This window comes from Rhizobium sp. AAP43 (assembly GCF_001296045.1).
Lineage (GTDB): Bacteria > Pseudomonadota > Alphaproteobacteria > Rhizobiales > Rhizobiaceae > Allorhizobium.
In genome coordinates this window covers 1-25,898 of sequence record NZ_LJHS01000028.1, presented here as the reverse complement: position 1 = coordinate 25,898, position 25,898 = coordinate 1, and the positions used below count along the sequence as shown (strand labels likewise).

The 25,898-nt window shown below is 60.2% G+C and carries 25 protein-coding genes; 19 read left to right on the top strand and 6 right to left on the bottom strand.

Annotation, left to right across the window (positions count from 1 at the left end):
* The first annotated feature begins 1 nt into the window (after window position 1).
* On the top strand, window positions 2–3,193 hold the full coding sequence (locus IP76_RS16355) for a hybrid sensor histidine kinase/response regulator (protein ID WP_054159306.1): 3,192 nt from the start codon (window positions 2–4) through the stop codon (window positions 3,191–3,193).
* A 7-nt stretch (window positions 3,194–3,200) separates the two neighbouring features.
* Here IP76_RS16355 and IP76_RS16350 read toward each other — a convergent pair whose 3' ends face one another.
* Complete coding sequence (locus IP76_RS16350; RefSeq protein ID WP_082352571.1) at window positions 3,201–4,655, bottom strand: efflux transporter outer membrane subunit; 1,455 nt, start codon at window positions 4,653–4,655, stop codon at window positions 3,201–3,203.
* Between the two features lie 225 nt (window positions 4,656–4,880).
* On the opposite strand from IP76_RS16350, the gene IP76_RS16345 reads away from it, so the two are divergent.
* The 10 genes from IP76_RS16345 to IP76_RS16305 all read left to right on the top strand — a co-directional run bounded on the left by IP76_RS16345 (window position 4,881) and on the right by IP76_RS16305 (window position 12,939).
* Window positions 4,881–5,927: an AI-2E family transporter gene (locus tag IP76_RS16345; protein ID WP_054159304.1), complete on the top strand. Its 1,047-nt coding sequence runs from the start codon at window positions 4,881–4,883 to the stop codon at window positions 5,925–5,927.
* 196 nt (window positions 5,928–6,123) lie between these two features.
* Entirely contained in the window at window positions 6,124–6,375 is a 252-nt protein-coding gene (locus IP76_RS16340; protein ID WP_054159303.1) for a hypothetical protein, read from the top strand.
* The gene (locus IP76_RS16335; RefSeq protein ID WP_054159302.1) at window positions 6,372–6,659 is read left to right on the top strand and encodes a DUF1488 family protein; all 288 of its coding nucleotides are present in this window, start codon (window positions 6,372–6,374) and stop codon (window positions 6,657–6,659) included. The genes IP76_RS16340 and IP76_RS16335 overlap by 4 nt, the downstream gene beginning before the upstream one ends.
* A gap of 129 nt (window positions 6,660–6,788) precedes the next feature.
* On the top strand, window positions 6,789–7,091 hold the full coding sequence (locus tag IP76_RS16330; RefSeq protein WP_054159301.1) for a hypothetical protein: 303 nt from the start codon (window positions 6,789–6,791) through the stop codon (window positions 7,089–7,091).
* Window positions 7,091–7,261: a hypothetical protein gene (locus IP76_RS23160; protein WP_156318610.1), complete on the top strand. Its 171-nt coding sequence runs from the start codon at window positions 7,091–7,093 to the stop codon at window positions 7,259–7,261. The genes IP76_RS16330 and IP76_RS23160 overlap by 1 nt, the downstream gene beginning before the upstream one ends.
* Before the next feature lie 80 nt (window positions 7,262–7,341).
* A complete protein-coding gene (locus IP76_RS16325; protein WP_054159300.1) occupies window positions 7,342–7,629 on the top strand; it encodes a hypothetical protein in 288 nt (95 codons plus the stop codon).
* A 97-nt stretch (window positions 7,630–7,726) separates the two neighbouring features.
* Window positions 7,727–7,933, top strand: coding sequence for a hypothetical protein (locus IP76_RS16320; RefSeq protein ID WP_054159299.1), 207 nt, complete (start codon window positions 7,727–7,729; stop codon window positions 7,931–7,933).
* 113 nt (window positions 7,934–8,046) lie between these two features.
* Window positions 8,047–10,326 carry a glycosyltransferase family 4 protein gene (locus IP76_RS16315; RefSeq protein ID WP_054159298.1) on the top strand — a complete coding sequence of 760 codons (2,280 nt, stop codon included), beginning with the start codon at window positions 8,047–8,049 and terminating at the stop codon, window positions 10,324–10,326.
* Window positions 10,327–10,352: 26 nt separating this feature from the next.
* Entirely contained in the window at window positions 10,353–11,666 is a 1,314-nt protein-coding gene (locus IP76_RS16310) for a glycoside hydrolase family 130 protein (protein WP_054159297.1), read from the top strand.
* A 40-nt stretch (window positions 11,667–11,706) separates the two neighbouring features.
* Window positions 11,707–12,939, top strand: coding sequence for an AGE family epimerase/isomerase (locus IP76_RS16305; RefSeq protein ID WP_082352570.1), 1,233 nt, complete (start codon window positions 11,707–11,709; stop codon window positions 12,937–12,939).
* Between the two features lie 324 nt (window positions 12,940–13,263).
* On the opposite strand, the gene IP76_RS23320 is transcribed toward IP76_RS16305, so the two are convergent.
* Window positions 13,264–13,542, bottom strand: coding sequence for a hypothetical protein (locus tag IP76_RS23320; protein ID WP_197278363.1), 279 nt, complete (start codon window positions 13,540–13,542; stop codon window positions 13,264–13,266).
* Here IP76_RS23320 and IP76_RS16300 point away from each other — a divergent pair.
* Complete coding sequence (locus IP76_RS16300; protein WP_054159311.1) at window positions 13,514–15,265, top strand: MFS transporter; 1,752 nt, start codon at window positions 13,514–13,516, stop codon at window positions 15,263–15,265. The genes IP76_RS23320 and IP76_RS16300 overlap by 29 nt on opposite strands.
* 415 nt (window positions 15,266–15,680) lie before the next feature.
* Here IP76_RS16300 and IP76_RS16295 read toward each other — a convergent pair whose 3' ends face one another.
* Window positions 15,681–15,950 carry a hypothetical protein gene (locus tag IP76_RS16295; RefSeq protein WP_156318609.1) on the bottom strand — a complete coding sequence of 90 codons (270 nt, stop codon included), beginning with the start codon at window positions 15,948–15,950 and terminating at the stop codon, window positions 15,681–15,683.
* Window positions 15,951–16,063: 113 nt separating this feature from the next.
* Between IP76_RS16295 and IP76_RS16290 the strand changes: the two genes are divergently transcribed.
* Together IP76_RS16290 and IP76_RS16285 are read left to right on the top strand one after the other, a co-directional pair.
* Complete coding sequence (locus IP76_RS16290; RefSeq protein ID WP_054159295.1) at window positions 16,064–16,804, top strand: metallophosphoesterase; 741 nt, start codon at window positions 16,064–16,066, stop codon at window positions 16,802–16,804.
* A gap of 4 nt (window positions 16,805–16,808) precedes the next feature.
* Window positions 16,809–18,218, top strand: coding sequence for a bifunctional serine/threonine-protein kinase/universal stress protein (locus IP76_RS16285; protein WP_082352569.1), 1,410 nt, complete (start codon window positions 16,809–16,811; stop codon window positions 18,216–18,218).
* A 9-nt stretch (window positions 18,219–18,227) separates the two neighbouring features.
* Here the strand turns inward: IP76_RS16285 and IP76_RS16280 are convergent, their stop codons facing one another.
* Complete coding sequence (locus IP76_RS16280; RefSeq protein ID WP_054159293.1) at window positions 18,228–18,590, bottom strand: YbaN family protein; 363 nt, start codon at window positions 18,588–18,590, stop codon at window positions 18,228–18,230.
* A gap of 169 nt (window positions 18,591–18,759) precedes the next feature.
* Here IP76_RS16280 and IP76_RS16275 point away from each other — a divergent pair, with 169 nt between their 5' ends.
* From IP76_RS16275 to aguB, 4 genes are all read left to right on the top strand, one after another.
* The gene (locus IP76_RS16275) at window positions 18,760–20,013 is read left to right on the top strand and encodes an FAD-binding oxidoreductase (protein WP_054159292.1); all 1,254 of its coding nucleotides are present in this window, start codon (window positions 18,760–18,762) and stop codon (window positions 20,011–20,013) included.
* Window positions 20,014–20,294: 281 nt separating this feature from the next.
* Entirely contained in the window at window positions 20,295–21,653 is a 1,359-nt protein-coding gene (locus tag IP76_RS16270) for a glutamine synthetase family protein (RefSeq protein WP_054159291.1), read from the top strand.
* A gap of 4 nt (window positions 21,654–21,657) precedes the next feature.
* The gene (locus IP76_RS16265; RefSeq protein WP_197278361.1) at window positions 21,658–22,962 is read left to right on the top strand and encodes an FAD-binding oxidoreductase; all 1,305 of its coding nucleotides are present in this window, start codon (window positions 21,658–21,660) and stop codon (window positions 22,960–22,962) included.
* A gap of 11 nt (window positions 22,963–22,973) precedes the next feature.
* Window positions 22,974–23,843, top strand: a complete 870-nt coding sequence (aguB, locus tag IP76_RS16260; protein ID WP_054159289.1) for an N-carbamoylputrescine amidase — start codon at window positions 22,974–22,976, stop codon at window positions 23,841–23,843.
* A gap of 9 nt (window positions 23,844–23,852) precedes the next feature.
* Here the strand turns inward: aguB and IP76_RS16255 are convergent, their stop codons facing one another.
* Window positions 23,853–24,218, bottom strand: coding sequence for a helix-turn-helix domain-containing protein (locus IP76_RS16255; RefSeq protein ID WP_054159288.1), 366 nt, complete (start codon window positions 24,216–24,218; stop codon window positions 23,853–23,855).
* Window positions 24,219–24,391: 173 nt separating this feature from the next.
* Between IP76_RS16255 and IP76_RS16250 the strand changes: the two genes are divergently transcribed.
* A complete protein-coding gene (locus IP76_RS16250; RefSeq protein ID WP_054159310.1) occupies window positions 24,392–25,231 on the top strand; it encodes an SDR family oxidoreductase in 840 nt (279 codons plus the stop codon).
* 3 nt (window positions 25,232–25,234) lie between these two features.
* Here the strand turns inward: IP76_RS16250 and IP76_RS16245 are convergent, their stop codons facing one another.
* Window positions 25,235–25,774: a gluconokinase gene (locus IP76_RS16245; protein ID WP_054159287.1), complete on the bottom strand. Its 540-nt coding sequence runs from the start codon at window positions 25,772–25,774 to the stop codon at window positions 25,235–25,237.
* Window positions 25,775–25,898: the final 124 nt, after the last annotated feature.

Genomic DNA, 25,898 nt, shown 5'->3' with positions numbered 1-25,898 from the left:
CATGTCAAAGTCTTTTGTAAAGTCGGGTGGCAAGATCGCCGTGATCAGCCTGGTGCTTGGGCTCGCGGTCTCGCTGGTGATATGGTTGTTATGGTCATCCGTCAGGACCAACAAGAACGACTTTGACTATGAAACCAACATTGTTTCGAAACTGGTCCAGCAGCAATTCGACACCGTCATCATCCGGATCAAGGACCTGGCTGCCTTCGTCTCGGCAGATATGGAGGACGAAGTTGATACCAAATTGCGGCAAGCCAGCCGGATCTCCAACAATCTGGTTGAGCTGGGATATTTCTATTCCGACTCCCGCTCCGATATCAAAGTATACTACGCAAACAAACCCACACTCGACGTGTCGGCCGATGACTATCAAAAAGTGATCGACAGGCTTGCTGCCCAGCCGGGATTGGTTATTGCATTTGCCGGTGGTGGATCTGGCATGTTCCGCCACATAGATCCCAAAGACATCATCATGATGCAGAGCCTGGAGGCCGATGGCGAGCTTGGTCTTCGACTGGGGCAGAGCCACGCGCTCATCACCTATGCTGTGCTCGATCTCGATGCCATTATCGAGGAAACCACCTTCGATCTTCGCGTCTCCCGATACATCGAAGCACGCTATTTGGTTGAAGGGCAGTCACGTCGTTTGGGCTCGCCGGAACAGATACTGAGCTATGCGACTGCCGGGGAGCGACGCCAGATTTCTCTGGTGGCCACCCGCAATCTCAGCCTGACACTCGAGTTTGAGCGGAGCTTCGGCGCGAGCCTCACCGTTGCGCTCTTCGCGTCAGGGATCATCGGGCTTGCGGCCATCGCGGCCGGACTGTTCTTTGTCTCGGAGCGAAGCCACCAGCGCATCAGATTGAGGCTGCGGCAGGCGGCTGAGGCAGAACGGGAGGCCAACACCGCCAAATCCGATTTCCTCGCCACGATGAGCCACGAAATACGCACGCCGTTGAACGGTGTTCTTGGCATGGCGGAGCTGCTCACCCGCTCGGAACTCACGCCAACACAAAAACGCTATGCCGAACAGATCAGAACCTCCGGCTCGATGCTGCTCGGCATCCTCAACGATATCCTGGACATGTCAAAGCTCGAAAGCGGCAAGCTTGCGGTGGATATCGTCCGCATGGACCTGCATGAAAACCTGCGAGAGACTGTTGGATTCTTCGTGGCCAATGCGCAGGACAAGGGATTGAGCGTGCTCCTCGACATCGATCCGGACGTACCCGGCATCATCGGCATGGACCCTATGCGTTTGCGCCAGATTGTTTCAAATCTTGTCTCCAACGCGATAAAGTTTACGGAAAAGGGAGAGGTCGTCGTTTCAGCCAATTTTGTGCCAACGGCAGCTGCACGCGGAGACCTGCGCATTTCGGTCAGCGATTCCGGGATTGGGATGACGACGGAGGAGTGCGAGCGCCTCTTTCAGCGGTTCAGTCAGGCCAATTCCGGCACCACCCGTCGATATGGAGGGACGGGGCTGGGCCTCGCAATATCGAAACAGCTGGCGGAGGCTCTCGGCGGAAGTATCTCCGTCAAGAGCGCGCCCGGCAAAGGCAGCACGTTCGAGATCTGTCTCCCTGTAGATGTCCATCGAGGCAAAGGCGGATCGACCTGGACATATGGCAGCGTGGCGCTCATTTGCGATTCCCAAGCTGTCGTCGCAATCGTCGGCAAGGCCTTCAAGAGCGCAGGTCTGCAGCCCGCCGTATTTCCCTATTCAGATGATCTTGCAAAGCAGCTGATCCTCGGCGACGGCGCCGGAAATCCGTTCAGTCTCATCATCTTCAACGAGGAACGTGACATTCACCTAGCGAAGGATCACTGGCAGGCAATCAGGACCAAGATCATTCCGGCCGCACAATCGATCGTGCTGGGCAATCTCGAGAGCAATCGCAACTACGCAGCCTTTGATGAAGTCCTCGTCAAGCCGTTCATCCCGGCGACACTCGTGGAAACGGCCAAGCGGCTGCTGGCCGGTCGGGCAGACAGCACGTTTACCGATACAGACGCGGTGGTCGAAAAGGCGAAACCTGTCAAGCAACTCTTCGAAAACCGTCGCTTGCTGCTGGTCGACGACAACCATGTCAATCTCTTGATTGCGGAAGAATATCTGGCCCGCTACGGCTTTGCGATCACGACCGCGACAAACGGGGTCAAGGCCGTCAAGGCGGCGGAAGATGGCGATTTCGACATCATCTTCATGGACTGTCAGATGCCGGAAATGGATGGTTACCAGGCGACGGGAATTATCCGCAACCAGATGGCCGACAGGAAGATCCGCCGCGTACCAATCGTGGCGCTGACGGCCAATGCCCTCAAGGGCGACCGTGAACGATGCCTTGAAGCTGGCATGGACGACTTCCTGTCGAAACCATTGCAAGACCAGGCGTTGATGGGTGTTTTCGACCGAATCCTCGAGACCCCGGCTTTTGCCTGGCTTGGAGAACCGATCGACGCCAGACCGCCAACGCAATCCGCTCCTCGACCGGTCGTTAAGGTCGCAAAGCTGGGCACCCAGAAGCCGGATACTGGCGTGGAGCCCCCTTTGGCACGCTTGAGAATTTCGGCCGAGGCCAGCCCCCCGATTGCGGTTCAGCCGAACAACTCTGCACCACCTTCGGAAACGGCACAGTCAGTCGATTCGTCAGAAACCTTCTGGGATCGGGAGGCGGATGTTTCTCCGGCCGTATCGCCACCGCCTGCGCCCCTCATCCCTCAGACTTCGGCAGTGATCAAACCGGTGGTCGCACGGCCAGAGCCTCTAGCCGCAGTTACAGCGGCACCTGTGTCGCCAGCGTCGGGTTCCAACGGCAGCGCTAAGGTGCCCTTGATGGATATTGCCGAGTTTCAGCGCACGCGTGACGCAATGAAGAAGTTCGACCTGCTTCTGTCCTTGTATCGCAACGACACCGCAGACTATCTGAAGGCGATCCGCGAGGCATTGACGATGCAGGCATTGGACGAGGCGATCCTGCCTGCGCACACGATCAAGAGTTCGAGCCGGATGATCGGGGCGACCGGATTGTCTGCCCTTTCCGCCAATATGGAGACGCGACTGCGCACGAAAGCGGGGGGTTCGCCGGCCGAATTGCAGGCTCTGCTCGAAAAAATGGACAAGGTTTTCGACGCAACATTGCGCCAAATCGATGGACTGATGGCAGCCCCGCCAATGAGTGCGGCGGGATGAGGGTCCGTTATCCTGCCCTGTTTTGAACAGGTGATGGTGCCGGGTGAGCGGGCGAGGCAGAAACGCCGTCGATTTCGACGGCAGCCCCACTCCCCAAGGCCACTTGCAGCCTTATTCCGGCAAGTGCATTTTCCCGAAGGCTGCGGGCGAGATCGAGCTTCGCTTCGCCGAGCAGGCGTTCAGCCTCCAGCACATCGAGAATGAGGCCGGTTCCGCCGACATAGCTTTCGCGGGCGAGATCTCTTGCTACCGTAAAGGACGTCACTTTTCGCCTGTGCGCAGAGGCCTCGGCCTTGCCACGGTTGAGCGCGACGAGCGCATTCTCAACCTCCTCGACAGCCCGGAACACAGTATCCTTCCAGCGAAGATACTGAACTTTCGTTTCGGCTTTCTGGATGTCGACTTCCCCCCGCAAACGCCCTCCGTCGAATATGGGAGCAAGAACAGAAGGACCGAAAGCCCATGACAGGGCATTGCCAGAAACGCCTGATGCGATCAGACGGGCAAAATCAATCGAACCTGACAAGCTGAGCGCCGGGTAGAGCCGAGATCGTGCGATATCGATCCGTGCGGCGGCTGCCGCAAGCAGTCTTTCTTCGCGCCGAATGTCCGGACGATACCGAAGAAGATCGGCGGGGAAGCCAGACTCGGCCTCGAGAGCCAGTTTCGGCTGTCCACTTTTGCCGCCGACAAGTTTCTCGATCTCCGAGTTCGTCGTTCCCAGCAGGGTTGCCAGATGGTTGATCGCTTGCTGGCGATCCCGCTCGATCGGCGGAATCTTGGCGCGCGCATCATCAACCAGCGCCTGGGCCTGAGCGACATCGAGATTGCTCGCAATCCCTGTCTCGCGCATGTCTTGGGTAAGTTTGAGCGTTTGCTGGAAGGATGCGAGATTTCGTCTGGAGATGCCAATTGCCTCTTCGTTATACCGAAGATCGACATAGGTCGCCGTCAGATCCGTCAGAAAGGCAAGGCGCACGAGCTCAACATCCGCCATGGCCGCAGCGCTGTTCTCATGAGCTTCGCGCAGAGCTGCACGGCCACCGCCGAAAATATCGAGAGTCCATGAGAATGCAGCGCCTGCGCCCGATGACGTCGCAAGCTGCGTGTTTCCATTGGCAGTTTCAGAAGACCGGCTTGCCGACGTTGTCGCCTGTAGCTGGGGCAGATAGCCGGATGAGGCCAGAATTCCTTTCAGACGGACGATATCAAGCCTTTGCCTCGCCTGCTCGATCGACAGATTTTCCCTCATGCCTTGACGCATGAGACGATCAATGACGGGATCCTCAAAACCACGCCACCACGCATGCAGACGGGGGTCGCTCTTCATCGCCGTTGTCGAGCCCGTGGAAAAACGGTCAGGCATCGTGACTTCAGGCCGAACCGGCCTGTGTGTTTGAGTGCAACCAAACAACACAGTGGAAAGGACAGTAAGGGACGCAATGACCACAGGCCGTTTCATCAGCGATGACTACCAATTTTCGTTTCGTTAACCATAAACGATCATGGTTTAGTAAACGTTAACTCATGGCAAGAGCGTGAAGCGTATAAAGCTCAACCCAAGCGAGTGCCCCACCTCGAACATGCTTCCATTGCCGATCACGGTCATCGAAAGGTCGCATCGGAACGCCAAGACACTGAAGGCGTTTGCCCCATTCAGTCCTGCCCTCCAGAGACCCGGTCCCTCATGTCCATTCAAAGAACGAGCTTTTACGTCCTTCTGGTTCTGGTGACCCTGGCCTTTCTCTGGCTTCTCGTTCCCTATTACACGGCGGTTCTCTGGGCCGTCATCCTGGCGATCGTCTTCTTTCCGGTTCACAAGCGGCTGGAACGGCTGCTCCGGGGCCGTAGCACGATCTCGGCACTGCTGACCGTTCTGCTGTGCATCTGCCTGGTCATTCTTCCCGCACTCGCCATTCTCGGCTCGCTCGTTCAGGAGGGAACAAGCCTCTATCAGCGGATCGAGAGCCGGGAGATTGACCTCAACGTCTATCTCCTGCGACTGCAGGATGCGCTGCCGACGTTTCTGGACAGCTGGCTGACATCTCTGAAACTGGGCGGCTTTGCCGATCTGCGGGAAAAGATCTCGGCGGGCGCGATGGAGGCAGGGCAGACGATTGCCGGCAGCGTCCTAAGCTTTGGCCAAAACACGCTGGAGTTCTTCATCAGCCTCGGACTGATGCTCTACCTCCTGTTCTTCCTATTTCGCGATGGCGCGTCTCTCGGATTGACGCTTCGGCAGTCCATTCCGCTTAGCGACGATTATACGCGACAGTTTCTGGACAAGTTCGCCGCTGTGGTTCGCGCCACAGTTCGTGGCAATGTCATCATTGCGGTGGTCCAGGGCTTCATTGGTGGCGTTGCGTTCTGGACGCTGGGTATCGAGGCTCCCCTGCTCTGGGGCGTGATCATGACATTCCTCTCCTTGCTGCCCGCAGTGGGTGCGGCCCTCGTCTGGGTGCCTGCTGCGATCTGGCTTCTTTTGATCGGTGCATGGCTCAAGGGAGTGATCATGGTGGCCGTCGGCGTCCTGGTGATCGGGCTCATCGACAATCTGCTGCGTCCGCCTCTGGTCGGCCAGGGGACACGGCTGCCGGACTATGTCGTGCTGATTTCAACAGTTGGCGGCATCTCACTTTTTGGGATCAGTGGCTTCGTCATCGGGCCGCTGATTGCGGCCCTGTTCATCTCCGCCTGGTCGCTGTTCACGCATGAGCACCAGCAGGGCAGATAGAAGGTCAATGCTTTTCCGACAGGGTGTCACGTAACCGGAGGGCGCAAGCCAACCGGAAGGCTTCGCCTTGAAGGATTGTTGGCGAACGCCTTGCAATTTCCGGTATACGGCCCATATTGGTCTCAGTGGCAGCCATTGTACGGGCACTGCCACTTTCTGGGCGGCACGCACCCTGGCCCCAATTGAGGAGGACGGAATGTCTTCCGACCCTACCGATTCTGTCATCAGCATTGCCGATATCAGCCTTATCAGGGATGTCCTTCGCAATATGGGCTTCCGCTATGAAGACCCTATATGCGAGCTGGACCGTCAGGCAGCGCGCCACGTGATGGCCGATTTCCAGCGTGGCGTTCAGGCACGCACGGACCTCATTGCCTCACTCACCCTGTGGGCCGATCGGGCTTCATTGCCCGGTAGGGAAACACGCGCCAGGGAGATGTCCCTGTGACCCTTTCCTTTTCCAACCCGACCCGTGCGTATGACGACACGCGTGGCCTCATCCGCTTCATTGGCTATGATGGGCTGAACCAGATCCTTTTCCTTCTTCCCGTTGCGGCATTTCATCCGCAGGGGACTGTCAAGATCCACGAAGAGCGCGACTATCTCATGGCGTTCGATCGCCTTCGCTCCCGCATTCTCGACATTGCGCGGGCCGCGTATGAGCGCAAGCGGCGCCCAATGGTCGAGCTTGAGCTCAAGGCGTTCGGTTCGTCTCTGCAGAAAATGACCTGATTTCCGCGAGGACCGGACGGATCCTGATCCCTCCGGCAAGGAGACCTGGATGGCGTCGACACGCCGTGTGCACAGACTGGTCACTATTCGACGGGACCGCACCGGCAGGCATTCGTCGGTCGCGACGTCATGGTGACCGGCGACGGAGCCGCGCCAGGCTGGAACGCGGCCGATCGCGAACTTCTGAGATCGCTACTGCGGCGGTCGGACTATGCGACTTCAGACCTCGACGCAAAAGCTGGTCCCGACCACGACCGCGAGACCGTCATCATCGGGCGCATCCTTGAAGGCATGATCCAGTGCGACGGGTATCCATCCTCTGAAAAGCAGAGGATGGCGGCGGATCGGGAGGCCCTGCTGTGCTGGGAGGATGAAGGTGGCAGCATCGGAGTGATGGATCTGGGTGCAACATCCACGGCCGGAGATGCCTGATGGAGAAAAACGACAAGGTTATCATTCTGGCCGAGGTCCGAACACACCGGGAAGCGATGCAGAACCGGAAGAACGTCGTCGACATCAAGCATGCGCCTTTGAACCGCACAGACTGCAGCATTCACCCCTTTACCGAGCCGAAAGCGCCGGTTCCGCCAAAAACGACATGACGACAGCAAGGCGAGCGGGCGGCAGAGCAGATCAGAAATCGCCCGCATACGGGCGCCAACCCTTGAACGGAGTGTCTTGCATGTTCACGAGAACGAAGACGAGAGTGATCCATTTCAACCGACCCTTTGTCCTCACGGGTGTCGAGGGCGTCCAGTCGCCCGGCGACTATCAGGTGCAGGATGATGAGGAGCAGATCACCGGGATTTCCTGGCTCGCTTATCGGCGGGTGGCGACCACAATCGAGATCCCGGCCGGTCCGAAGACGAGTCTGGTTCCAATCGACGCCGTGGAACTCGATGCAGCCATCGAGAGAGACAAGGCACCGACGCCTCAGACGCCATCCTTGACGGCGCCGGCCGCCCATTGAGGACGAAGGACAGGGGTTCACAGCATCGGAACCGCCCCGCCCACCGGCCATGAATCAACGCCCTGACAACCGTCCAATCCCTCCTGGAGGATCGCCCATGCCTACTCACCGCTTTGCCATTGGCCAGTTGGTCCGGCTCACGACAACGAAGGGTTTGTCGCCTGCCGCGGCCAGCACCTACACCGTCGAGGCTGCGATGCCGGCCTATCACAACAGTCCGCAATACCGCCTTTGGAATGCCGATCTCCACCAGCAACGTGTGGCCCTGGAGAGGGACCTCGAGGCCGTCATTCTGACCACCTGAGCCTGAAACACATCATGCGCGACACCCTCGAAAGGCGTTCGCAGACAGAGGCCTCCCCATGATGGGGCGGCGACCGCGATCCGTCGCTCCATAATGTTCTGAAGGGAACGCCCATGACCCCCGCAAAGCGCATCGCCTTCATCGGCAATTCCCTGCCCCGTCAATGCGGGATCGCGACCTTCACCAGCGACCTTTCACAGGCAATGTCTGAACCGGTGCATCATACCACGACCAGCATTATTGCCATCAATGACGATTACCAGCAGTATCTCTATCCGGACAATGTCATTTTCGAAATCCGTGAGGGTGAAGTCGAAGACTATGTCACGGCGGCCCGCATTCTCAACGAAGGTCGCTTCGACGCCGTGTCGCTGCAGCACGAGTTCGGCATTTTCGGCGGCCCCGATGGCGAGTTCATCATCACGCTTCTATCGCAACTGCGCATTCCCGTTGTCACCACTTGTCACACCATACTGGCCGAGCCGACACCGTCGCAGCATCGGGTACTGCAACGAGTAGCCGCCAAGTCCAGCCGCCTCGTTGCCATGTCCGAGAAAGGGCGTGGGCTGCTTGAGGAGGTCTACGGGGTAGACCCAGCCAAAATCGACGTTATCGCCCATGGCATTCCCGATCGGGCCTTCCATGATCCGGCCACAGCCAAGGAAAAGCGCGGGTACCAAGGCCGCTCTATCATCCTGACATTCGGTCTCCTCTCGCCCAACAAGGGGATCGAGGTGGTGATCGACGCCATGCCCGCGATCCTCAAACAAAGTCCTGAAGCCCTTTACATCGTGCTGGGCGCCACCCATCCCAATCTGCTGCGCCAGGAAGGGGAGGCCTACCGCGAAAGTCTTGGCGCCCGCGCCGATCATCTGGGGGTCGGGTCGTCGGTGGTCTTCCTCAATCGCTTCGTCGATCAGGCGACGCTTCTCGATTTCATCGCGCTCTGCGACGTCTATGTGACCCCTTATCTCGACGAGGCGCAGATGACGTCCGGCACGCTTGCCTACAGCTTCGGCATGGGCAGTGCCGTCGTCTCGACGCCCTACTGGCATGCACTCGACCTTTTGAAGGAAGGCCGCGGCTTGCTCGTGCCCTTCGGCGATGCGGCGGCCACAGGCAAGGCCATTGCATCCCTTCTCGGTGACGATGAGGCGCGCCTCGCGATCCGCAGACATGCCTATGAGGCCGGTCGGTCGATGATCTGGCCCTATGTCGCCGCCCTCTACCTCAAGAGCATCGACAAGGCCCGCTCGGCTTATCGCCCGAGGCTGGTCAGCGATCTCGTTGCACTCCGGATCAAGCAGCCACCGCAGCGAACGGGCCTGAAACTCGGTCATTTCCACACGATGTGCGATGACACCGGCATCTTCCAGCATGCCGTCTATTCGGTTCCCGATCGGTCGCATGGCTACTGTGTCGACGACAATGCGCGGGCGCTGCTTCTCGCCTCGCATCTTTCGGCTGTCGGCGAGACCGGCATATCGGACCGGATGACGGCCTCGTTCGCCGGCTTTGTGGAACATGCCTGGAACCCGGACAGAGGCCGCTTTCGCAACTTCATGAGTTACGATCGCCGCTGGCTCGAAGAGCAGGGGTCTGAAGACAGCCATGGTCGTACTCTCTGGGCGCTCGGCGCCTGCGCCCTTTCGGACAGTGACGCCCCACGTCGCCGATGGGCCGGCGCGCTATTTGCAAGAGCAATGTCCGCCACGCTCGACTTCAGCTCTCCACGTGCCTGGGCCTTCACACTTCTCGGGCTTGACGATTATTGCCGGGCCCATCCGGAAGACAAACGTAGCCGCATCCTGCGGATGCGGTTGGCGGAACGCCTGATGGATCTGGAGAGACGCGTTTCCAAGGATGGGCGGCATTGGTTCGAGGAAGGGCTGTCCTATGAAAATGCGCGGCTCAGCCAGGCCCTGATCATGACGGGTTTGGCGACCGATACCCACGAATACCTTGAGACGGGGCTCAAGACCCTGCGCTGGCTGATGACGCAGCAGACCGGGGAAAGCGGCCAGTTCCGCCCTGTCGGCACAGAGGGTTTCCTTGAGGTCGGACAAAGACCGAAACTGTTCGACCAGCAGCCGGTGGAAGCGACAGCGACCGTATCCGCCTGCCTGTCGGCCTATGCCGGAACCGCCGACAAATCCTGGTTCGAGGCCGCCATGCGCTCATTCAACTGGTTCACGGGCAGCAATGATCACGGGATCTCGCTCGTCGATCCGGAAACCGGCAGCTGCCGCGACGGGCTGCATCCCGACCGCGCCAACGAGAACCGGGGGGCGGAATCGGTGCTCTGCTACCTGATTTCCTGCGCTGAGATCGGCCGCGCCTCTCGCGTCGAGCGCCCCGTTCTACAGCCGGCCGACTACAGGCAATTGTCGTGAGCGAAGACCCAACCAAAGGATTAGCCTTGCCCCATTCGAGCCTTCTCAATCGGCAGGCCCTCTATCTGCGGCCGGATCCAACTCGGGTGATCGTTCGACCGTTCAAGCCCTCGACCGAACCGCGTCATCTCCACCCGCGCGACAAGACGCGGGCCAATGAAATCGTCGATCGTGTGCTGTCGCTCGACCCGAACGCCACGGCAAACCAACTGCGCGACATCCTGCATAATTTTGACGGCCGACACCGTAACCTGCTGCGTCAGTTCGAGATGCGAGCCGATTCCATGGAGGACGCTTTCCTTCCACATGACGAATTCAGTCAGCAGGAAAGGCAACTGATCGGGGCTTATTTCATGAACGAATATTCGTTCGAATCTGCGGCCCTGTTCAATCCGAGCATCGTGCCGCATCCCGATCAGTCCGATATCCCCCCGGGCAGCTGTCGATTGATCATCAGCCTCCGAGCCGTTGGCGAGGGTCACATCTCGTCTCTTACATTTCGCTCCGGCGTGATCGACGCTGACGGCAATGTGACGATAGACACGCCCGTCAGGCTGGCGGGCCTGCCGGATATCCATGCGAATGACGGTCTTGCACCGGTCGGCTGCATCGGCCTCAGCTTCAAGGTCGAGAGCGATCTCAGCGAACGGGTCATCTTCCCGGTCACGGAGGCCCAGTCGAATGGCATTGAAGACGCCCGTTTCGTCGCCTTCGAGGATAGTGGCAAGACGACGTATTATGCGACCTACACGGCCTATAGCGGGTCCTCGATCCGCTCGGAAATCCTGGAGACGCAAGATTTCCGCAACTTCAGCCTGACACCGCTGCGCGGTCCTGCCGCCCGCAACAAGGGCATGGCTTTGTTTCCGCGCCGGATCAACGGTCGCTATGCGATGATCGCGCGTCAGGACAGCGAGAACCTCTTTCTTCTCTATTCCGACGACCTGCATCACTGGGACGAAGGCCATCTGCTGATGAAGCCGGAATTCGCCTGGCAATTCGTGCAGATCGGCAATTGCGGGTCGCCCGTGGAGATCGACGAAGGGTGGCTGCTCTTCACCCATGGCGTCGGGCCCATGCGGCGCTATGCGATCGGCGTGACGCTTCTCGACAAGCATGATCCCAGCATCATCCTGTCAAGAACAGTGGAACCCTTGCTTCAGCCGGAGGCGACGGAACGCGAGGGCTATGTGCCCAATGTGGTCTATTCCTGCGGTGCCATGCGGCATGGGGACCTGATCGCCCTGCCCTACGCGGTCTCCGACACCTATTCCAACTTCACCACGATGAAGATCAGCAAGCTGCTCGATACAATGCATCCGCCCGGACACGGCCGATGACCCTTCTTCAAAGTCGCCCAGGGCTCGTTGGTACCAGGCCATGAGCCTCGATACACTCAAGACCCGGTTTCTCGAAACCATTCTGCCAACCTGGGCGGTTGCCGGTTACGACGCGGACAAGGGGCAGTTCGTCGAATACCTGGAGCTTGACGGGACGCCACAAAAATCCGGCTCGGTCCGGACCCGAACCGTGGCACGGCAAATCTATGTGCATGCCCATGCTTCAAGCCTTGGCGTTGCGCCGCCCGTCTCGCTTGGCCTTGCCGAACAGGCTTTCGCCAATCTGCACCGGATGGCCTGGATCGGCGGAAAGCGGTGCGGTTATGCACGGGCCTTCGACCCTTTGTCCGGCGCCGTCACCGATCCAGTCCGTGATCTCTATGACAATAGCTGCGTGTTGCTGGCCCTCTCCTGGTTGCTGACGGCCACGGGCAAAAAGGAGTACCGCCAGAAAATCGACAGCACCATCGCCGCGATCGACCGGACCCTCAAGGATGCGTTTGGAGGCTGGGCGGAAGACAGCATCGGCACACAGCCGCGCCGGCAGAACCCGCATATGCACTATCTCGAGGCGACGCTGGCGCTCTGCGAAAACCACCCGACCTCCGCCTATCTCAGAGCTGAAGGCAAGGCGTTTTCGCTGCTGCGATCGCATTTCCTGGTCGGGCCGCATGGTCCGCTGCATGAATATTTCGGTCCGCATTGGGAAATCGACGACAGGTTCGGCTCTGCCAGACTTGAACCCGGCCATATGTGCGAATGGGTCTGGCTGATCGGTCGGCACGACGCGCTCAGGCAAACGCAGCATGCCGAGACCTGCGCCGACCTGCTCTCTACGGCTTTAGCTCTGGGACGCATCGGCGGCTCGCCATTCCTCGTCGACGAAGTGGCTGCGACGGGCGTGGCGACCGTTGCCTCAAGGCGCCTCTGGCCGCAAATCGAAATGTTGAAAGCCTTCATTTCGCAGCACAGGCGCCTTGGAGACAAGCGCTATCTCGAAGACGCCGAAGCGCTTGTCGCCGCGATCTTGCGCACGTATTTCCGGGATGTGCCGAACGGCTGCTGGCATGATCGTCTGGATCTGGACGACAGGCCAATCAGCCTCACCATCCCGGCAAGCTCACTCTATCACCTCTGGACCGCAGTGGCCGATCTCGTCGAAGGCGCCCGTCCGGTGGCACAGCAGCAGCATCCCATCGACTGCGATCGCCTCGCGGTCGTCGAAGGCGTGAATGTTGGCAGAGACCGGCTGGGGAGCTTCCGCCCGACCTAGAATCGGGGTCTCGATGGCCCGCATGGCAGGCAATAAAGCGTCTTCTGTTCAAAGCGGCCGGTCAAGGCTGCAAGCACCTCGTCTGGAGGCGTCAAGATCCGTGGACACGACCGCCAGCGTTTTCTTTCTTCATTTGCCAAAAGCTTTATCGAAAAAGCGAAAACGAATCCGATGCAGCTGCCTTCGATGGATTTTCGTTCGAATAACTTCGGCAATCCGAAAGCGCAGGCCCCGGTGCCCAGAGGCAGGCGCTAAGGCCGGCTTGATACCAAAGTCGTCCTGAACCCCGTACTTACCTTGTGTTAAGACTTACCCGGTGCTCGACTAAATCGCAGCGGGAGGAGCAAGCGCGGCGACAACCCTAAGCGAGTATCGGTTGGCGATGGCGGCAGCACGCATTGGCGGACTGCCAGCGCCCATCGAATTTGGGCCTGGGTCATTGGGGCAGCCGCCATAGGCGTGGCGTCTGCGGATCGGGTTGATCCGAAAATACTGGCCGACCGTGGTGTCGGCGAACAAGGAGGAGGAATACATGGCAACAACAGAGATGAATGTCGGGGCGCGTTCGCGACCCATGACAGGCGAGGAGCGGAAGGTCATCATGGCCTCGTCCGCCGGCACCATTTTCGAATGGTACGATTTTTACCTTTACGGTTCGCTGGCAGCAATCATCGGCGCACAGTTCTTCACGGCCTTCCCGGAGGCCACCCGCAACGTGTTTGCGCTTCTGGCCTTCGCGGCGGGCTTCATCGTCCGTCCCTTCGGCGCGCTCGTCTTCGGCGCCCTGGGTGACATCGTCGGCCGCAAGTATACCTTCCTCATGACCATCCTGATCATGGGTGGCTCGACATTCCTTGTCGGCATGCTGCCCGGCTACAGCTCCTGGGGGGCTGCTGCTCCGATCATCCTGATCATCCTGCGCATGTTGCAGGGATTGGCACTCGGCGGCGAATATGGTGGTGCGGCGGTCTATGTGGCCGAGCACGCGCCCGCCAACCAGCGCGGCTACTTCACCGCCTTCATCCAGACGACGGCAACGCTTGGGCTTCTGCTCTCGCTGATCGTCATCCTGTCGGTGCAGAGCTATGTCAACGGCAACTGGGATCCGACACCGGTTCTCGACGCCGCAGGTGCTGCCGTGATGAACCCGGATGGTACGGCCAAGATGATCAAGGCCTTTGATCTCTGGGGCTGGCGCATTCCGTTCCTGGGCTCGGTCGTGCTGCTTGCGATCTCGCTCTATATCCGCCTGCAGATGAATGAATCCCCGGCCTTCAAGAAGATGAAGGAAGAGGGTGCGGCATCCAAGGCACCGCTGCGCGAAGCCTTCGGCACCTGGAAGAACGGCAAGATCGCCCTGATCGCGCTCTTCGGTCTCGTCGCTGGCCAGGCCGTGGTCTGGTACTCCGGTCAGTTCTACGCCCTGTTCTTCCTGCAGAACGTCATCAAGGTCGACAGCTTCACCGCCAACGTTCTGGTGGCCTGGTCGCTGATCCTCGGCACGGGTGGCTTCCTGTTCTTCGGCGGGCTGTCTGACCGTATCGGCCGCAAGCCGATCATCCTGGCAGGCTGCCTGATTGCGGCTCTGACCTACAACTACGTCTTCCCGCTTCTGACACAGACGGCAAACCCTGCCCTCTATGCCGCCCACCAGACCCCGGTCACCGTGACGGCGTCGCCGACGGACTGCTCGTTCCAGTTCAACCCGACGGGTACGGCCAAGTTCACCTCATCTTGCGATATCGCCAAGGCGACACTCGCCCGCACCTCGGTGAACTACGAGACCATCGAAGACCCGGCAGCAACCGCCGCCCAGGTTAAGGTGGGTGACACCGTGATCGCCTCCTATGACGCATCGGCGCTGACCGGTGACGACGTGAAGGCCGTTCCTGCTGCCTTTACCAAGTCGATCAACGATGCACTGACGGCTGCCGGTTATCCGCTGGTTGCAGAAAACAACACGACAGTTGCCCGTGCATCGAACTTCTTCGATATCTTCACCGGCCAGAAGATCGGCGTCATCCTGATCCTGACCTATCTGATCATCCTGGTGACGATGGTTTACGGTCCGATCGCTGCGATGCTTGTCGAACTCTATCCGACGCGCATTCGCTACTCCGGCCTGTCGCTGCCCTACCATATCGGCAACGGCTGGTTCGGCGGCCTGCTTCCGGCGACCGCCTTCGCGATCTCGGCCCAGACCGGCAACGTCTATGGCGGCCTGTGGTATGCGATCATCATCGCTGGCGCGACCGTCGTCATCGGCGCACTCGTCGTGCCCGGCAACACGCATAAGAAAGACATCTTCGCCGACGACGCGAAGTGATTTTCGAGACAGGCTGGCCAGCACTTGGCCAGCCTGTCTTTCTCTGTTTATCGCTTGCGTGGTTCATTTATCCGCTGTGTTCACGTCTCCAGCGTATTGCCGACAACCCATACCAGAGCCTGCCCTCGCCCGAGCGCATCACCCCGGCCGACGGCATTTCGCCAAGCAGATGCGGCAGTCCATCTTGGCTATCCCGCATAGCGCGCGCCCCACGACCTTCCCCCGACTGCCGACCTCGACGATCACAAGAGGGAAGACGACCATGACCAAAACGGTGAAGCCACCGCAGGGCGATTGTGTGGGCGCATCCGTCCTTCACACAGGACAGCCGCGGCAATACCCGCCGTCCTTGCAGCGTGGCAGAACGCATCAAGGATCGGCGGCGAGAGCGCGCTCTGGTATCGACAATGGCTGGCTATTGGCGAACCCTGTTCCACAGCGACCAGACGCCGAGGTAAACCGCCAGGATAACCGCATTTGCGACAACACCTGTGGCGATTGCGATTGTGAGACCGGATGTCTCGGTCACCGCATTGGCGCCCGTGGTGAGCGGTATCAGGATGGCAATGAAGACCACGCCGAAGGCGAGCGGCATCAGAAGACCGGTTGCGGTCCGCGTGCGCAGCGCCGTCAGGAAGAGGAAGAAGACCAGGCCGAGGCGGAACGGATCCACGAACTGAGACATCAAGGTTTCCAACATTTTAGCTCCTCCCACTGCGGCGGTTCGCATGGTTCCACAAAGACGGGACAACAGCAAGCGACCGTCATGAGATCCGAGGCAACAGCAGCGAGTGTGTCATGCGTATAGCGATCCTCACCGACATCCACGCCAATCGCGAGGCGCTCGAAAGCGTGCTTGAAGACATTCGGCAGCGGTCTATCGACCGGATTGTTTGTCTGGGCGATATTGTCGGCTACGGGCCGGATCCGGTCTGGTGTGTCGAAACGATGATGCGTCTGGCCGAGAAGGGCGCGGTCGTGGTCAAGGGCAATCATGATCATGCCATCGAAGATGCCGGCGAAGACCTCAACAGTGCCGCCCGGCGCGTCATAGACTGGACGAGGCCGCAGCTTACCCCCGAGCACCATGCCTTTCTGGCAGGCCTGCCGATGATCCATCGCGAGGGTGACCTGTTGTTCGTGCATGCAAGTGCAAATTCACCATCGGACTGGATCTATGTGGTGGATGCCGCCCGGGCGCGCGGCAGTTTCGCCGTCTGTGATGCCCGCGCCATCTTCTGCGGCCATCGCCATGTGCCCGATCTGATGAGCTTCGGGCGCGATGGAGAGGTGCATCGGCAACGCTTTGTGACCGGCCATCCACTGCCCCTTCTCAGCTCCCGCCGCTGGCTTGCGGTGGTGGGGTCCGTCGGCCAGCCGCGAGACGGCAATCCAAAAGCCGCCTATGCCATCTTCGATACCCAGAAAAACGAGCTGGAGTTCCTCAGGGTCTCCTATGACGCGGCAAAGACGGCGGCAAAACTGCGGGCGCTGGGTCTGCCGGAAAGCCTTGCCGCACGCTTGATGCAGGGGAGTTAGGATCGTGCTTCGCCCAAAAGAAGGCCTTGTCATCGACGGTTTTACGCTCGGCAGCTGCCTGCACAAGGGCGGCTTTGCGACGATCTGGGAGGTGACGCATTCCGCCCATGCCGAGCCGCTTGTAATGAAGGTGCCGATCATCCTCGACGGTTTCGATGCGCCAACCATTGTCGGCTTCGAGATCGAGCAGATGATCGTGCCGCGTCTGTCGGGTTCGCATGTGCCGAAGCTTGTGGCGATCGGCGATTTTTCCTCCATGCCCTATATCGTCACCGAATGGATCCCCGGCGGATCGCTGTATCAGGTGTTCGAGACGGCCCCGCTTGGTCTGGAGGAACTGATCAAGGTCGCGGCCGGCATGACGGAGGCAGTCGCGGATCTGCATGGCCAGCATGTGATTCATTTCGATCTGAAGCCGGCCAACTTCCTGCGGCGCCAGGACGGGACCTATGTCTGCATCGACTTCGGTCTTGCCCGGCACGAGCACCTGCCGGACTTGCTGGACGAGGAGTTTTCCATCCCGCTCGGCTCCTACCCCTATATGGCGCCCGAGCAATATCTTCGCCAGCGCGACGATCTGCGCTCGGATATCTTCGCGCTCGGTGCAATGATCTATGAGCTTGCCACCGGCCGGCAGCCCTGGGGTGATCCGCGCACGCTTGGCAAGGTGAAGCGGCGGCTGTGGAAGGATCCCGTGCCGCCACGGGCGATCAATCCATCCATTCCCGAATGGCTGCAGGAGGTCATTCTGCGGGCGATCGAGGTCATGCCGAGCCTGCGTTACCAGTCAGCCCGGCAATTGCTGTTCGATCTCAATAATCCGTCACAGGTTAAGCTCACCGCGCGCGCGTCGAAAACGGAGCAGGACGGGTTCTCGACGGTATTCCAACGCTGGCGGCGGATGCGCAGCGTTCGGCGGCTGTCGCAGCCGATCGACACCCAGTCCCAGATCGATCAGGCGCCGATCCTGATGGTCGCCGTTGACCTTTCACCCAGCATGGATGCGCTGAACGAAAGACTGCTGCTGGCGGTCCGGCGCATCCTGTCGATCCGCCCGGATGCGCGGCTGTCCTGTGTCAACGTGATCAAGACCGCCCGCATCGGCATCGACCAGGCGACGGATGATGACGGCCAGCATCTGCATGTCCGTCGTCTCGTGGCGCTTCGGGAATGGGGGGCAAGCCTGAACCTGGATGAGGGGCGCATCTCCTGCTCCATCCTCGAAGGCCCAGATCCTGCCGCCGCGATCATTGCCCATGCGCACAAGAACGGTGTCGACCACATCCTGATGGGCGCACGTGGCCATTCGGCGACGCGGCGTTATCTCGGCTCTGTGTCGAGCCAGGTCGTGTCGGAAGCAAATGCAAGCGTCACGGTGATCCGTCTGCCGGTGCGCGACACGAATGACCAGTGACGCCGGCTCTCAAGCACGTGGAAGCGGCCGGGTCAGAACAAAGGCCGCGCAGCTGACGAGGATGACGCCGATGACCAGCTTCAGCCAGATCTGCGGCGGGCCAACCAACCAGACGATGGCGTAGCTCACCGCCATCAGCGAAACCGAGGCGATCTTGGCACGTTTCGAGATTGCCCCTTCACGGCGCCAGTCAATCAGCGGCTGGCCATAACGCGGATGCTCGATCAGCCAACGTTCGAAGCGCGGCGAGGAGCGCGCAAAAAGGGCTGCCGCGAGAATCATGAAGGGGGTCGTCGGCAGGAGGGGGAGGAAAACGCCAACGATGCCGACCGCAACAAACAGCCAGGCTGCGGCGAGGGTGAGGATGCGCATCGGATGAATACCTTCAACATGTCGGGAAGTATCAGCGAAATATAAGGCCGCGACGGCAATCGCCTAGGACTGTCAGATTCCGCTGAATGTGGCAATTTTTCGTTTGCACCGCAAAAGGCGGAAATGCATCCTTGTCCGGCAATCCCGCCTTCAGGAAATCTGAGTATCCATGTCCAAGGTCACCCTCGTGCTCGGCGCCGGCATCATCGGCGTCTCCACTGCCATCCATCTTGCCCGTCGCGGTCGCTCGGTGGTTCTGGTGGACCGGCGCGGGGCCGGTGAGGAAACCTCCTTCGGCAATGCCGGCCTGATCCAGCGCGAGGGCGTCGTACCCTACGGCTTCCCGCAGGATTTGAGCATGCTGATCCGCTACGGCTTCAACAACCGGATCGACGCGCATTACCATGCAAGCGCCATTCTGAAATTGGTCCCCTTCCTCTCACGCTACTGGTGGCATTCCAACAAGAGCCGGCACCAGGTGATCGCGCGCGCCTATGCGCCGCTGATCGAAAATTCGATCACCGAACACCAGGATCTCATCCAGGCGGCCAAGGCCGAGAACCTGATCCGCAAGGATGGCTGGATGGAGATTTTCCGCACCAAGGCCAAGCAGGATGCGGAACTCGCCGAGGCGGCGCGTCTCGCCCGCGAATACGGCGTCAGCTACCGGGCGCTGAGCCGCGAGGATCTTGCTCGGGAAGAGCCGCATATCCGCGGCGATTTCGTCGGCGGTCTGAAGTGGAATGATCCTTGGTCGGTCACCGATCCGCACGGCCTGACCAAGGCCTATCTCACCTACTTCCAGTCGCTCGGTGGACGCTTCGTCAAGGGCGATGCCACCTCGCTGGAAACAGGCACATCCGGCAAGGGCTGGCGCGTGAAGACCGATGACGGCATGGTCGAGGCGGATGAGGTGGTGCTGGCGCTTGGACCGTGGTCCGAAGAAGTGACCCGCAAGCTCGGTTATCGCTTCCTGCTTGGCGTCAAGCGCGGCTACCACATGCATTACGCGCCAGAAGGCAATGCGGTCCTCAACAACTGGACAATGGATGCCGAGCGGGGTTATTTCCTCGCGCCGATGGTCAAGGGTATCCGGCTGACAACGGGTGCGGAATTCGCCAATCGCGATGCGCCGAAGTCGCCGGTTCAGCTCGCCCGCGCTGAGGCCGTGGCGCGGGAAATCTTCCCGCTTGCCGAACGGCTGGATGCCGAACCCTGGATGGGCGCCCGCCCCTGCACGCCGGACATGATGCCTGTGATCGGCAAGGCGCCACGCCATGAAGGCATGTGGTTCGCCTTCGGACACGCCCATCACGGCCTGACACTCGGTCCGGTCACCGGCCGCCTGATTGCCGAGATGATGGATGGGGAAAAGACCTTCATCGATGCAAAGGCCTGGAGCCCGGAACGGTTCAAGCCCTGAGCGTCATCGGCACCTGAAACCGGCATCTCGTCGCGGGGCTAGGCATCCGCGACGAGGGATGGTAAGACTGGCGAAATAATTTGATCAAATGTTTCCAGACGGAAACAGGCCGGACAGAAGTTCGCATCGCAGTATGCGGCCGGTCGAGGGGATCTCAAAAAGACGGACAGTGGCATGCGCCGGTGTTTGATCCACAATGCGAAAAGCGTCTATCGTTAGCGGATAATCCGCTTGCGCCTTCGCGCGTTGAACCCTGATCGACATCAGCCAGACGGTGATCCATGAACATGGCCGAAGAGGCCCGCGAATTCTTCGCGGCAAATCCCGATATTGAAGTTCTTGAAGCCTTCGTCATCGACGTGAACGGCGTGCCACGCGGCAAGTGGATACCGCGCGAGCGGGCGATCGACGTCCTGACCAAGGGCATGGCCATGCCGCGCTCGGTCTATGCGCTCGACGTCTGGGGGCGCGACGTGAATGCTGCCGGGCTTGCCGAAGGTACGGGCGACCCTGACGGTATCTGCTTTCCGGTGCCCGGGACGCTGTCACGCGTGACATGGCTTGGACGCCCGACAGCGCAGGTGCTGCTACAGATGCAGACAACTGATGGCGAAAGCTTTTATGCCGATCCACGTCAGGTCCTGGCCAATGTGATGACGCGCTATGCCGCCGCCAAGCTGACGCCTGTTGTTGCCACCGAACTGGAATTCTACCTGATCGACCCGGTGCGCTCCGCACTTGATCCGGTTCGCCCGCCCAATACGCGTGACGGGCGCTGGCACACGGGCCAGACACAGGTATTGTCGATTTCCGAACTGCAGGATTTCGAGGAGGTGTTCCACGGCATCTCGACGGCTGCACGCGCCCAGAAGGTGCCGGCCGACACGACGCTGCGGGAAAACGGTCCCGGTCAGTACGAGATCAACCTCAACCATGTGCCGGATGCGCTGGCAGCAGCCGACTACGCCGTCCTCCTGAAGCGCATCGTCAAAGGCGTGGCCCGCGCCAACGACCTCGACGCCACCTTCATGGCAAAACCCTATGGCATGCAGGCCGGCAGCGGCATGCATGTGCATTTCTCTATCCTCAATGAGGACGGCGAAAACATCTATGTTGGCGAGGATGGCCCCTCCGAGGCGCTGTATCACTCGGTCGGCGGTCTCCTGGAAAACATGGGCGAGAGCATGGCTATCTTTGCCCCGCATCAGAACTCCTATCGTCGCCTGCGCCCGTCCGAACACGCACCGACCTATGCCTCCTGGGGTATCGACAACCGGTCTGCGGCTGTACGCGTGATCACGGCCTCGAAGCCTGCGACCCGCATCGAGCACCGCGTCGCCGGCTCCGATACCAATCCCTATCTGGTGCTGGCGATGATCCTGTCGGCAGCACTGGCCGGCATGAAAGAGAAGCTCTCCCCCGGCGGCGCGATCTCCGGTGACGAGCATGCGGTCAATCACGAACCGCTGCCGACCAACTGGGACTATTCGTTGCAGCGTTTCGCCAAGTCGAGTTTTGCCTATGCAGCGCTTGGCCCAAAATATCGCAGCCTCTACAGCGCCTGCAAATATCAGGAACTCTCGGAATTCTCGCTGCGCGTAACAGACGTCGAATACGACGCCTATATCCGAACCGTTTGAGGTGATGAGCATGGACAAGTCGATCGGACCCAATCCCGGCCATGCGGCCACCTATTACGCGGCATCCGCCCGCGACAAGCGCGTGCGCCCTTCGCTCGACGGCCAACACACCGCCGATGTCTGCGTCATCGGTGCCGGCTTTACCGGCATTTCGGCGGCGTTGCTGCTCGCTGAGAACGGCTATTCGGTGATCGTGCTCGAAGCGGACCGGATCGGCTATGGCGCCTCGGGCCGCAATGGCGGCCAGATCGTCAACGGCTATAGCCGCGACCTGGAGACGATTGCAAAACGCTACGGCCCTGACCGGGCAGCCCGGCTCGGCGAAATGTCGCTGGAAGGTGGCCGGATCATCCGCGAGCGGATTGCGAAATACGGCATCGAATGCGACCTCGTCGACGGTGGCTTCTTTGCTGCCTTTACCGAGAAGCAGGTCAAGGAAATGGCGGAGGTCCGGGCGCACTGGATGACCCATGGCCATGACGGGCTGGAGATGGTGTCCAAGGCTGAAGTTGCGAAGTACGCGAAGACAGACCGCTATGTCGGCGGCATGATCGATCGCCACGGTGGGCATATCCATCCGCTCGATCTGGTACTCGGAGAGGCAGCCGCTGCGGAAAGCCTCGGCGCAAAGATCTTTGAGAAATCCAAGGTCGTACATCTCGATACCGGCCCGCAGCCCTTCGTCTGCACCGAAGGCGGGATCGTGCGCGCCAAGCATATCCTCGTCTGCGGTAATGCCTATATGGCCGGCATTGCACCAAAGGTGACCGAGAAGATGATGCCGGTCTCCAGCCAGGTCATGGCGACCGAGGTGCTGGATGCCAAGCTGATCGAGGAACTGCTGCCAGCCAATTACTGCGTCGAGGACGCCAATTACGTGCTCGACTACTACCGCCGCACCGCCGACAACCGCCTGCTTTATGGCGGCGGCATCGGCTATGGCGGGCAGGACCCGGCGGATCTCACCGGCGTCATCCGCCCGAACATGCTGAAGACCTTCCCGCAGCTGAAGGGCGTGAAGATCGACTATGCCTGGAGCGGCAATTTCGCGCTGACGCTGACCCGCATTCCGCATATGGGCAAGCTCTCCGACACCGTCTACTTCTCGCATGGCGACAGTGGCCATGGTGTCACGACCACGCATCTGCTCGGCAAGATCCTCGGGGAGGCCGTTCATGGCCAGATGAGCCGCTTTGACGTCTGGTCGTCGCTGCAGGCCTATCCCTTCCCCGGCGGCCGCATGTTCCGCGTGCCGCTCACGGCACTCGGCGCCTGGTATTACGGGTTGCGCGACAAACTCGGTGTTTGAGGAGAGAGACCATGACCCGCATCGTCACTGTCGCTGCGACCCAGATGGCCTGCAGCTGGGACCTGGCCGACAACATTGCGCGCGCCGAAAAACTGGTGCGCGAGGCGGCAGCCAAAGGCGCGCAGATCGTGCTGATCCAGGAACTGTTCGAGACGCCCTATTTCTGCCAGGACCAGATCGCCGAATTCTTCGATCTCGCCAAACCGGCACATGACAGCGCCCTGATCGACCATTTCGCCAAGCTGGCGGAAGCACTCGACGTCGTGATCCCGGTCAGCTTCTTCGAAAAGGCAGGGCAAAGCTTCTTCAACAGCATCGCCATCATCGACGCCGGCGGCGAAGTGCTTGGCATCTACCGCAAGAGCCATATTCCCGATGGTCCGGGCTATACGGAGAAGTATTATTTCTCGCCGGGGGATACCGGTTTCGAGGTCTGGGAAACCAAGTTCGCGACCATCGGCGTCGGCATCTGCTGGGACCAGTGGTTCCCGGAAGCGGCGCGTGCCATGGCGCTGCAGGGGGCGGAACTGCTGTTTTATCCGACCGCCATCGGCTCTGAACCGCAGGACCCGACAATCGACAGTGCCGCCCATTGGCAACGCGTCATGCAGGGACATGCGGCTGCCAATCTGATGCCGGTGATCGCCTCCAACCGGATCGGCACCGAAGAGGGGCGCAAGGGGACCTCGCTCACCTTCTACGGCTCATCCTTCATCTGTGACCAGACAGGCGCGATGGTGGAAACCGCAGACCGTGAAAGCGAGACCGTGCTGACGGCCGCCTTCGATCTCGACGGAATTGCCCGGCAGCGGGCGAGCTGGGGCCTGTTCCGCGACCGTCGTCCGGAGCTTTACGCTCCGCTGATGGGGTATGAAGGCTAGTCTCTTGTTTTACGCGCCGCGCGCATCATAGGCCTGCTGGGCGGCAAGCACCGTGTCCATGTGCTTTTCCGCCCAATGGGCGAGCAGGTTGACCGTCTCGGTCAGTGTTCGTCCAAGCGGGGTCAGCGCATATTCTACCGTGACCGGAACTGTCGGAAACACGGTGCGTGAAATCAGCCCGTCACGTTCCAGCTTCTTCAGGGTCTGGGACAGGACCTTTTGCGAAATGCCGGTAATATCCCGTCGCAGGTGATTGAAACGCACCGGCTCACCGTCCAGCCGGTCGAGGATCAACAGCGCCCATTTGTCGCCCAGACGGTCGAGCACCAGCCGGGTCGGGCAATTCTCCTGATAGACGTCATAGGCAAACTGCATATTCGTTGCTCCTGCGGCACTCTTGGGCTTCCCGGTGATTTCCGGCCGGTTTCCTCTGCGAAACCATGTGACCTGAAAGTGCCTTCTTTTCAGATTTCCATGAGCGCGTATATATCATTTCGTAAGCTGGTTTCCAAATGAAACTAGCACTCCTCGAATTGAAGGACGGCAAGATGTCGAACAAGATCCTCGTATTGGGCGCCACCGGCAATGTGGGCAGCCATCTCGTCAAGACGCTCATCGCCAAGGGCGAGACCGTCAAGGCGGCCACCCGCTCAGGCAAGGCCGTCGATGGCGCGGAAGGCGTCGCTTTCGATTTTGCCCATCCGTCTGGTCTCGCAGCCGCCTTTGACGGCGTCGACCGCGCCTATATCATGCTGCCGGGCGGCAGCGTTGCGATCAAGGAATTGCTGATGCCGGTCGTTGAGGCTGCGATTGCGCGCAAGGTGAAGATCGTCTTCCAGAGCGCCATAGGCGTCGATGCCGATGACAGCATTCCCTTTCGTCAGGTCGAGATCGAGATCGAGAAGTCCGGCCTGCCTTACGTGATCCTGCGTCCAAACTGGTTCTCGGACAATTTCCACACCTACTGGAAGGCAGGCCTTGCGCATGGCCAGATCGCGGTTCCGGCAGGCGATGGCAAATCGAGCTTCATCGATGCCCGCGACATCGCCGAAAGTGCGGCCGCGGCCCTGACCTCGAGCCAGTTCGACGGTAACGCCTTCAACCTCACGGGTCCGGAAGCGCTGGGCTACGCCGAGGCGGCGGCGATCCTCTCCGGCGTCATCGGCAAGCCCGTGACGTACAGCGCCGTCAGTGACGAAGCCTTTATCGGCATCCTGACGGGCGTTGGCGTTCCCGCCGACTATGCCGGATTGCTCGCCTCGATCTTCCATCCCGTGCGCGAAGGCTGGACGGCTGCGGTGACCCCGGATGTCGCAACACTGACGGGTAAGGCTCCACGCTCGGTCGCCACCTATGCGAGCGACTACGCAGCCGCCCTCAAGGCCTGAGGCTTAGGCCTCAATCCCGTGTCCGAGGCCTGCCAAGGCCTCGGATATGATCGCATTGAGATCCTGATCGATCGGCACCGTAATGACGCCGGGTTCACCCGTCGGCACTTCCAGCGTCGCAAGCTGGCTGTCGAGCAAGGCAAGCGGCATGAAATGACCGGTCCTTGCGCCCATGCGCCGATTGAGCAAATCGCGCGATCCCTCGAGATAGACGAAGACGAGGCGCCCGCCGGTCGCGGCGCGGAGGTGATCTCGGTAGATCTTCTTCAGCGCCGAGCAGGACACGATGATGCCCTGCCCTTTCGCGAGAGCCTCCGCCATCGTCTCCCCGATTACCGTGAGCCAGGGCCAGCGGTCGTCATCAGTCAGCGGGGTGCCTTTGGCCATCTTGTCGACATTCGACTGCGGATGCAGAGCGTCCCCTTCGACGAAATCAAGTTCAAGCGATTTGGCAATTCCTGCCCCGACAGAGGTCTTGCCGCAACCACTTACACCCATCACTACGACGGCAATCGCAGGTCTGGCAGTCAAGTCGATCGGCATGGTCTTTCTCTCCGTCGTATCCAGCAAGCGGCGCGACCATAGAGGGCATCAGAGGAATTGCAATCTGCTGGCCACGCTGCACTGCGGCGGGTCCAACAAAAAACCCGCCAGTCTGGCGGGGTTT

What these genes read in the sequence shown, in the direction of transcription:
- IP76_RS16355 (WP_054159306.1), top strand. Translation starts at nt 2, where the DNA reads ATGTCAAAGTCTTTTGTAAAGTCGGGTGGCAAGATCGCCGTGATCAGC.
- IP76_RS16350 (WP_082352571.1), bottom strand. Translation starts at nt 4,655, where the DNA reads ATGAAACGGCCTGTGGTCATTGCGTCCCTTACTGTCCTTTCCACTGTG.
- IP76_RS16345 (WP_054159304.1), top strand. Translation starts at nt 4,881, where the DNA reads ATGTCCATTCAAAGAACGAGCTTTTACGTCCTTCTGGTTCTGGTGACC.
- IP76_RS16340 (WP_054159303.1), top strand. Translation starts at nt 6,124, where the DNA reads ATGTCTTCCGACCCTACCGATTCTGTCATCAGCATTGCCGATATCAGC.
- IP76_RS16330 (WP_054159301.1), top strand. Translation starts at nt 6,789, where the DNA reads ATGGTGACCGGCGACGGAGCCGCGCCAGGCTGGAACGCGGCCGATCGC.
- IP76_RS23160 (WP_156318610.1), top strand. Translation starts at nt 7,091, where the DNA reads ATGGAGAAAAACGACAAGGTTATCATTCTGGCCGAGGTCCGAACACAC.
- IP76_RS16325 (WP_054159300.1), top strand. Translation starts at nt 7,342, where the DNA reads ATGTTCACGAGAACGAAGACGAGAGTGATCCATTTCAACCGACCCTTT.
- IP76_RS16320 (WP_054159299.1), top strand. Translation starts at nt 7,727, where the DNA reads ATGCCTACTCACCGCTTTGCCATTGGCCAGTTGGTCCGGCTCACGACA.
- IP76_RS16315 (WP_054159298.1), top strand. Translation starts at nt 8,047, where the DNA reads ATGACCCCCGCAAAGCGCATCGCCTTCATCGGCAATTCCCTGCCCCGT.
- IP76_RS16305 (WP_082352570.1), top strand. Translation starts at nt 11,707, where the DNA reads ATGAGCCTCGATACACTCAAGACCCGGTTTCTCGAAACCATTCTGCCA.
- IP76_RS16300 (WP_054159311.1), top strand. Translation starts at nt 13,514, where the DNA reads ATGACAGGCGAGGAGCGGAAGGTCATCATGGCCTCGTCCGCCGGCACC.
- IP76_RS23320 (WP_197278363.1), bottom strand. Translation starts at nt 13,542, where the DNA reads ATGATGACCTTCCGCTCCTCGCCTGTCATGGGTCGCGAACGCGCCCCG.
- IP76_RS16295 (WP_156318609.1), bottom strand. Translation starts at nt 15,950, where the DNA reads ATGTCTCAGTTCGTGGATCCGTTCCGCCTCGGCCTGGTCTTCTTCCTC.
- IP76_RS16290 (WP_054159295.1), top strand. Translation starts at nt 16,064, where the DNA reads ATGCGTATAGCGATCCTCACCGACATCCACGCCAATCGCGAGGCGCTC.
- IP76_RS16280 (WP_054159293.1), bottom strand. Translation starts at nt 18,590, where the DNA reads ATGCGCATCCTCACCCTCGCCGCAGCCTGGCTGTTTGTTGCGGTCGGC.
- IP76_RS16275 (WP_054159292.1), top strand. Translation starts at nt 18,760, where the DNA reads ATGTCCAAGGTCACCCTCGTGCTCGGCGCCGGCATCATCGGCGTCTCC.
- IP76_RS16270 (WP_054159291.1), top strand. Translation starts at nt 20,295, where the DNA reads ATGAACATGGCCGAAGAGGCCCGCGAATTCTTCGCGGCAAATCCCGAT.
- IP76_RS16265 (WP_197278361.1), top strand. Translation starts at nt 21,658, where the DNA reads ATGAGCATGGACAAGTCGATCGGACCCAATCCCGGCCATGCGGCCACC.
- aguB (WP_054159289.1), top strand. Translation starts at nt 22,974, where the DNA reads ATGACCCGCATCGTCACTGTCGCTGCGACCCAGATGGCCTGCAGCTGG.
- IP76_RS16255 (WP_054159288.1), bottom strand. Translation starts at nt 24,218, where the DNA reads ATGCAGTTTGCCTATGACGTCTATCAGGAGAATTGCCCGACCCGGCTG.
- IP76_RS16250 (WP_054159310.1), top strand. Translation starts at nt 24,392, where the DNA reads ATGTCGAACAAGATCCTCGTATTGGGCGCCACCGGCAATGTGGGCAGC.
- IP76_RS16245 (WP_054159287.1), bottom strand. Translation starts at nt 25,774, where the DNA reads ATGCCGATCGACTTGACTGCCAGACCTGCGATTGCCGTCGTAGTGATG.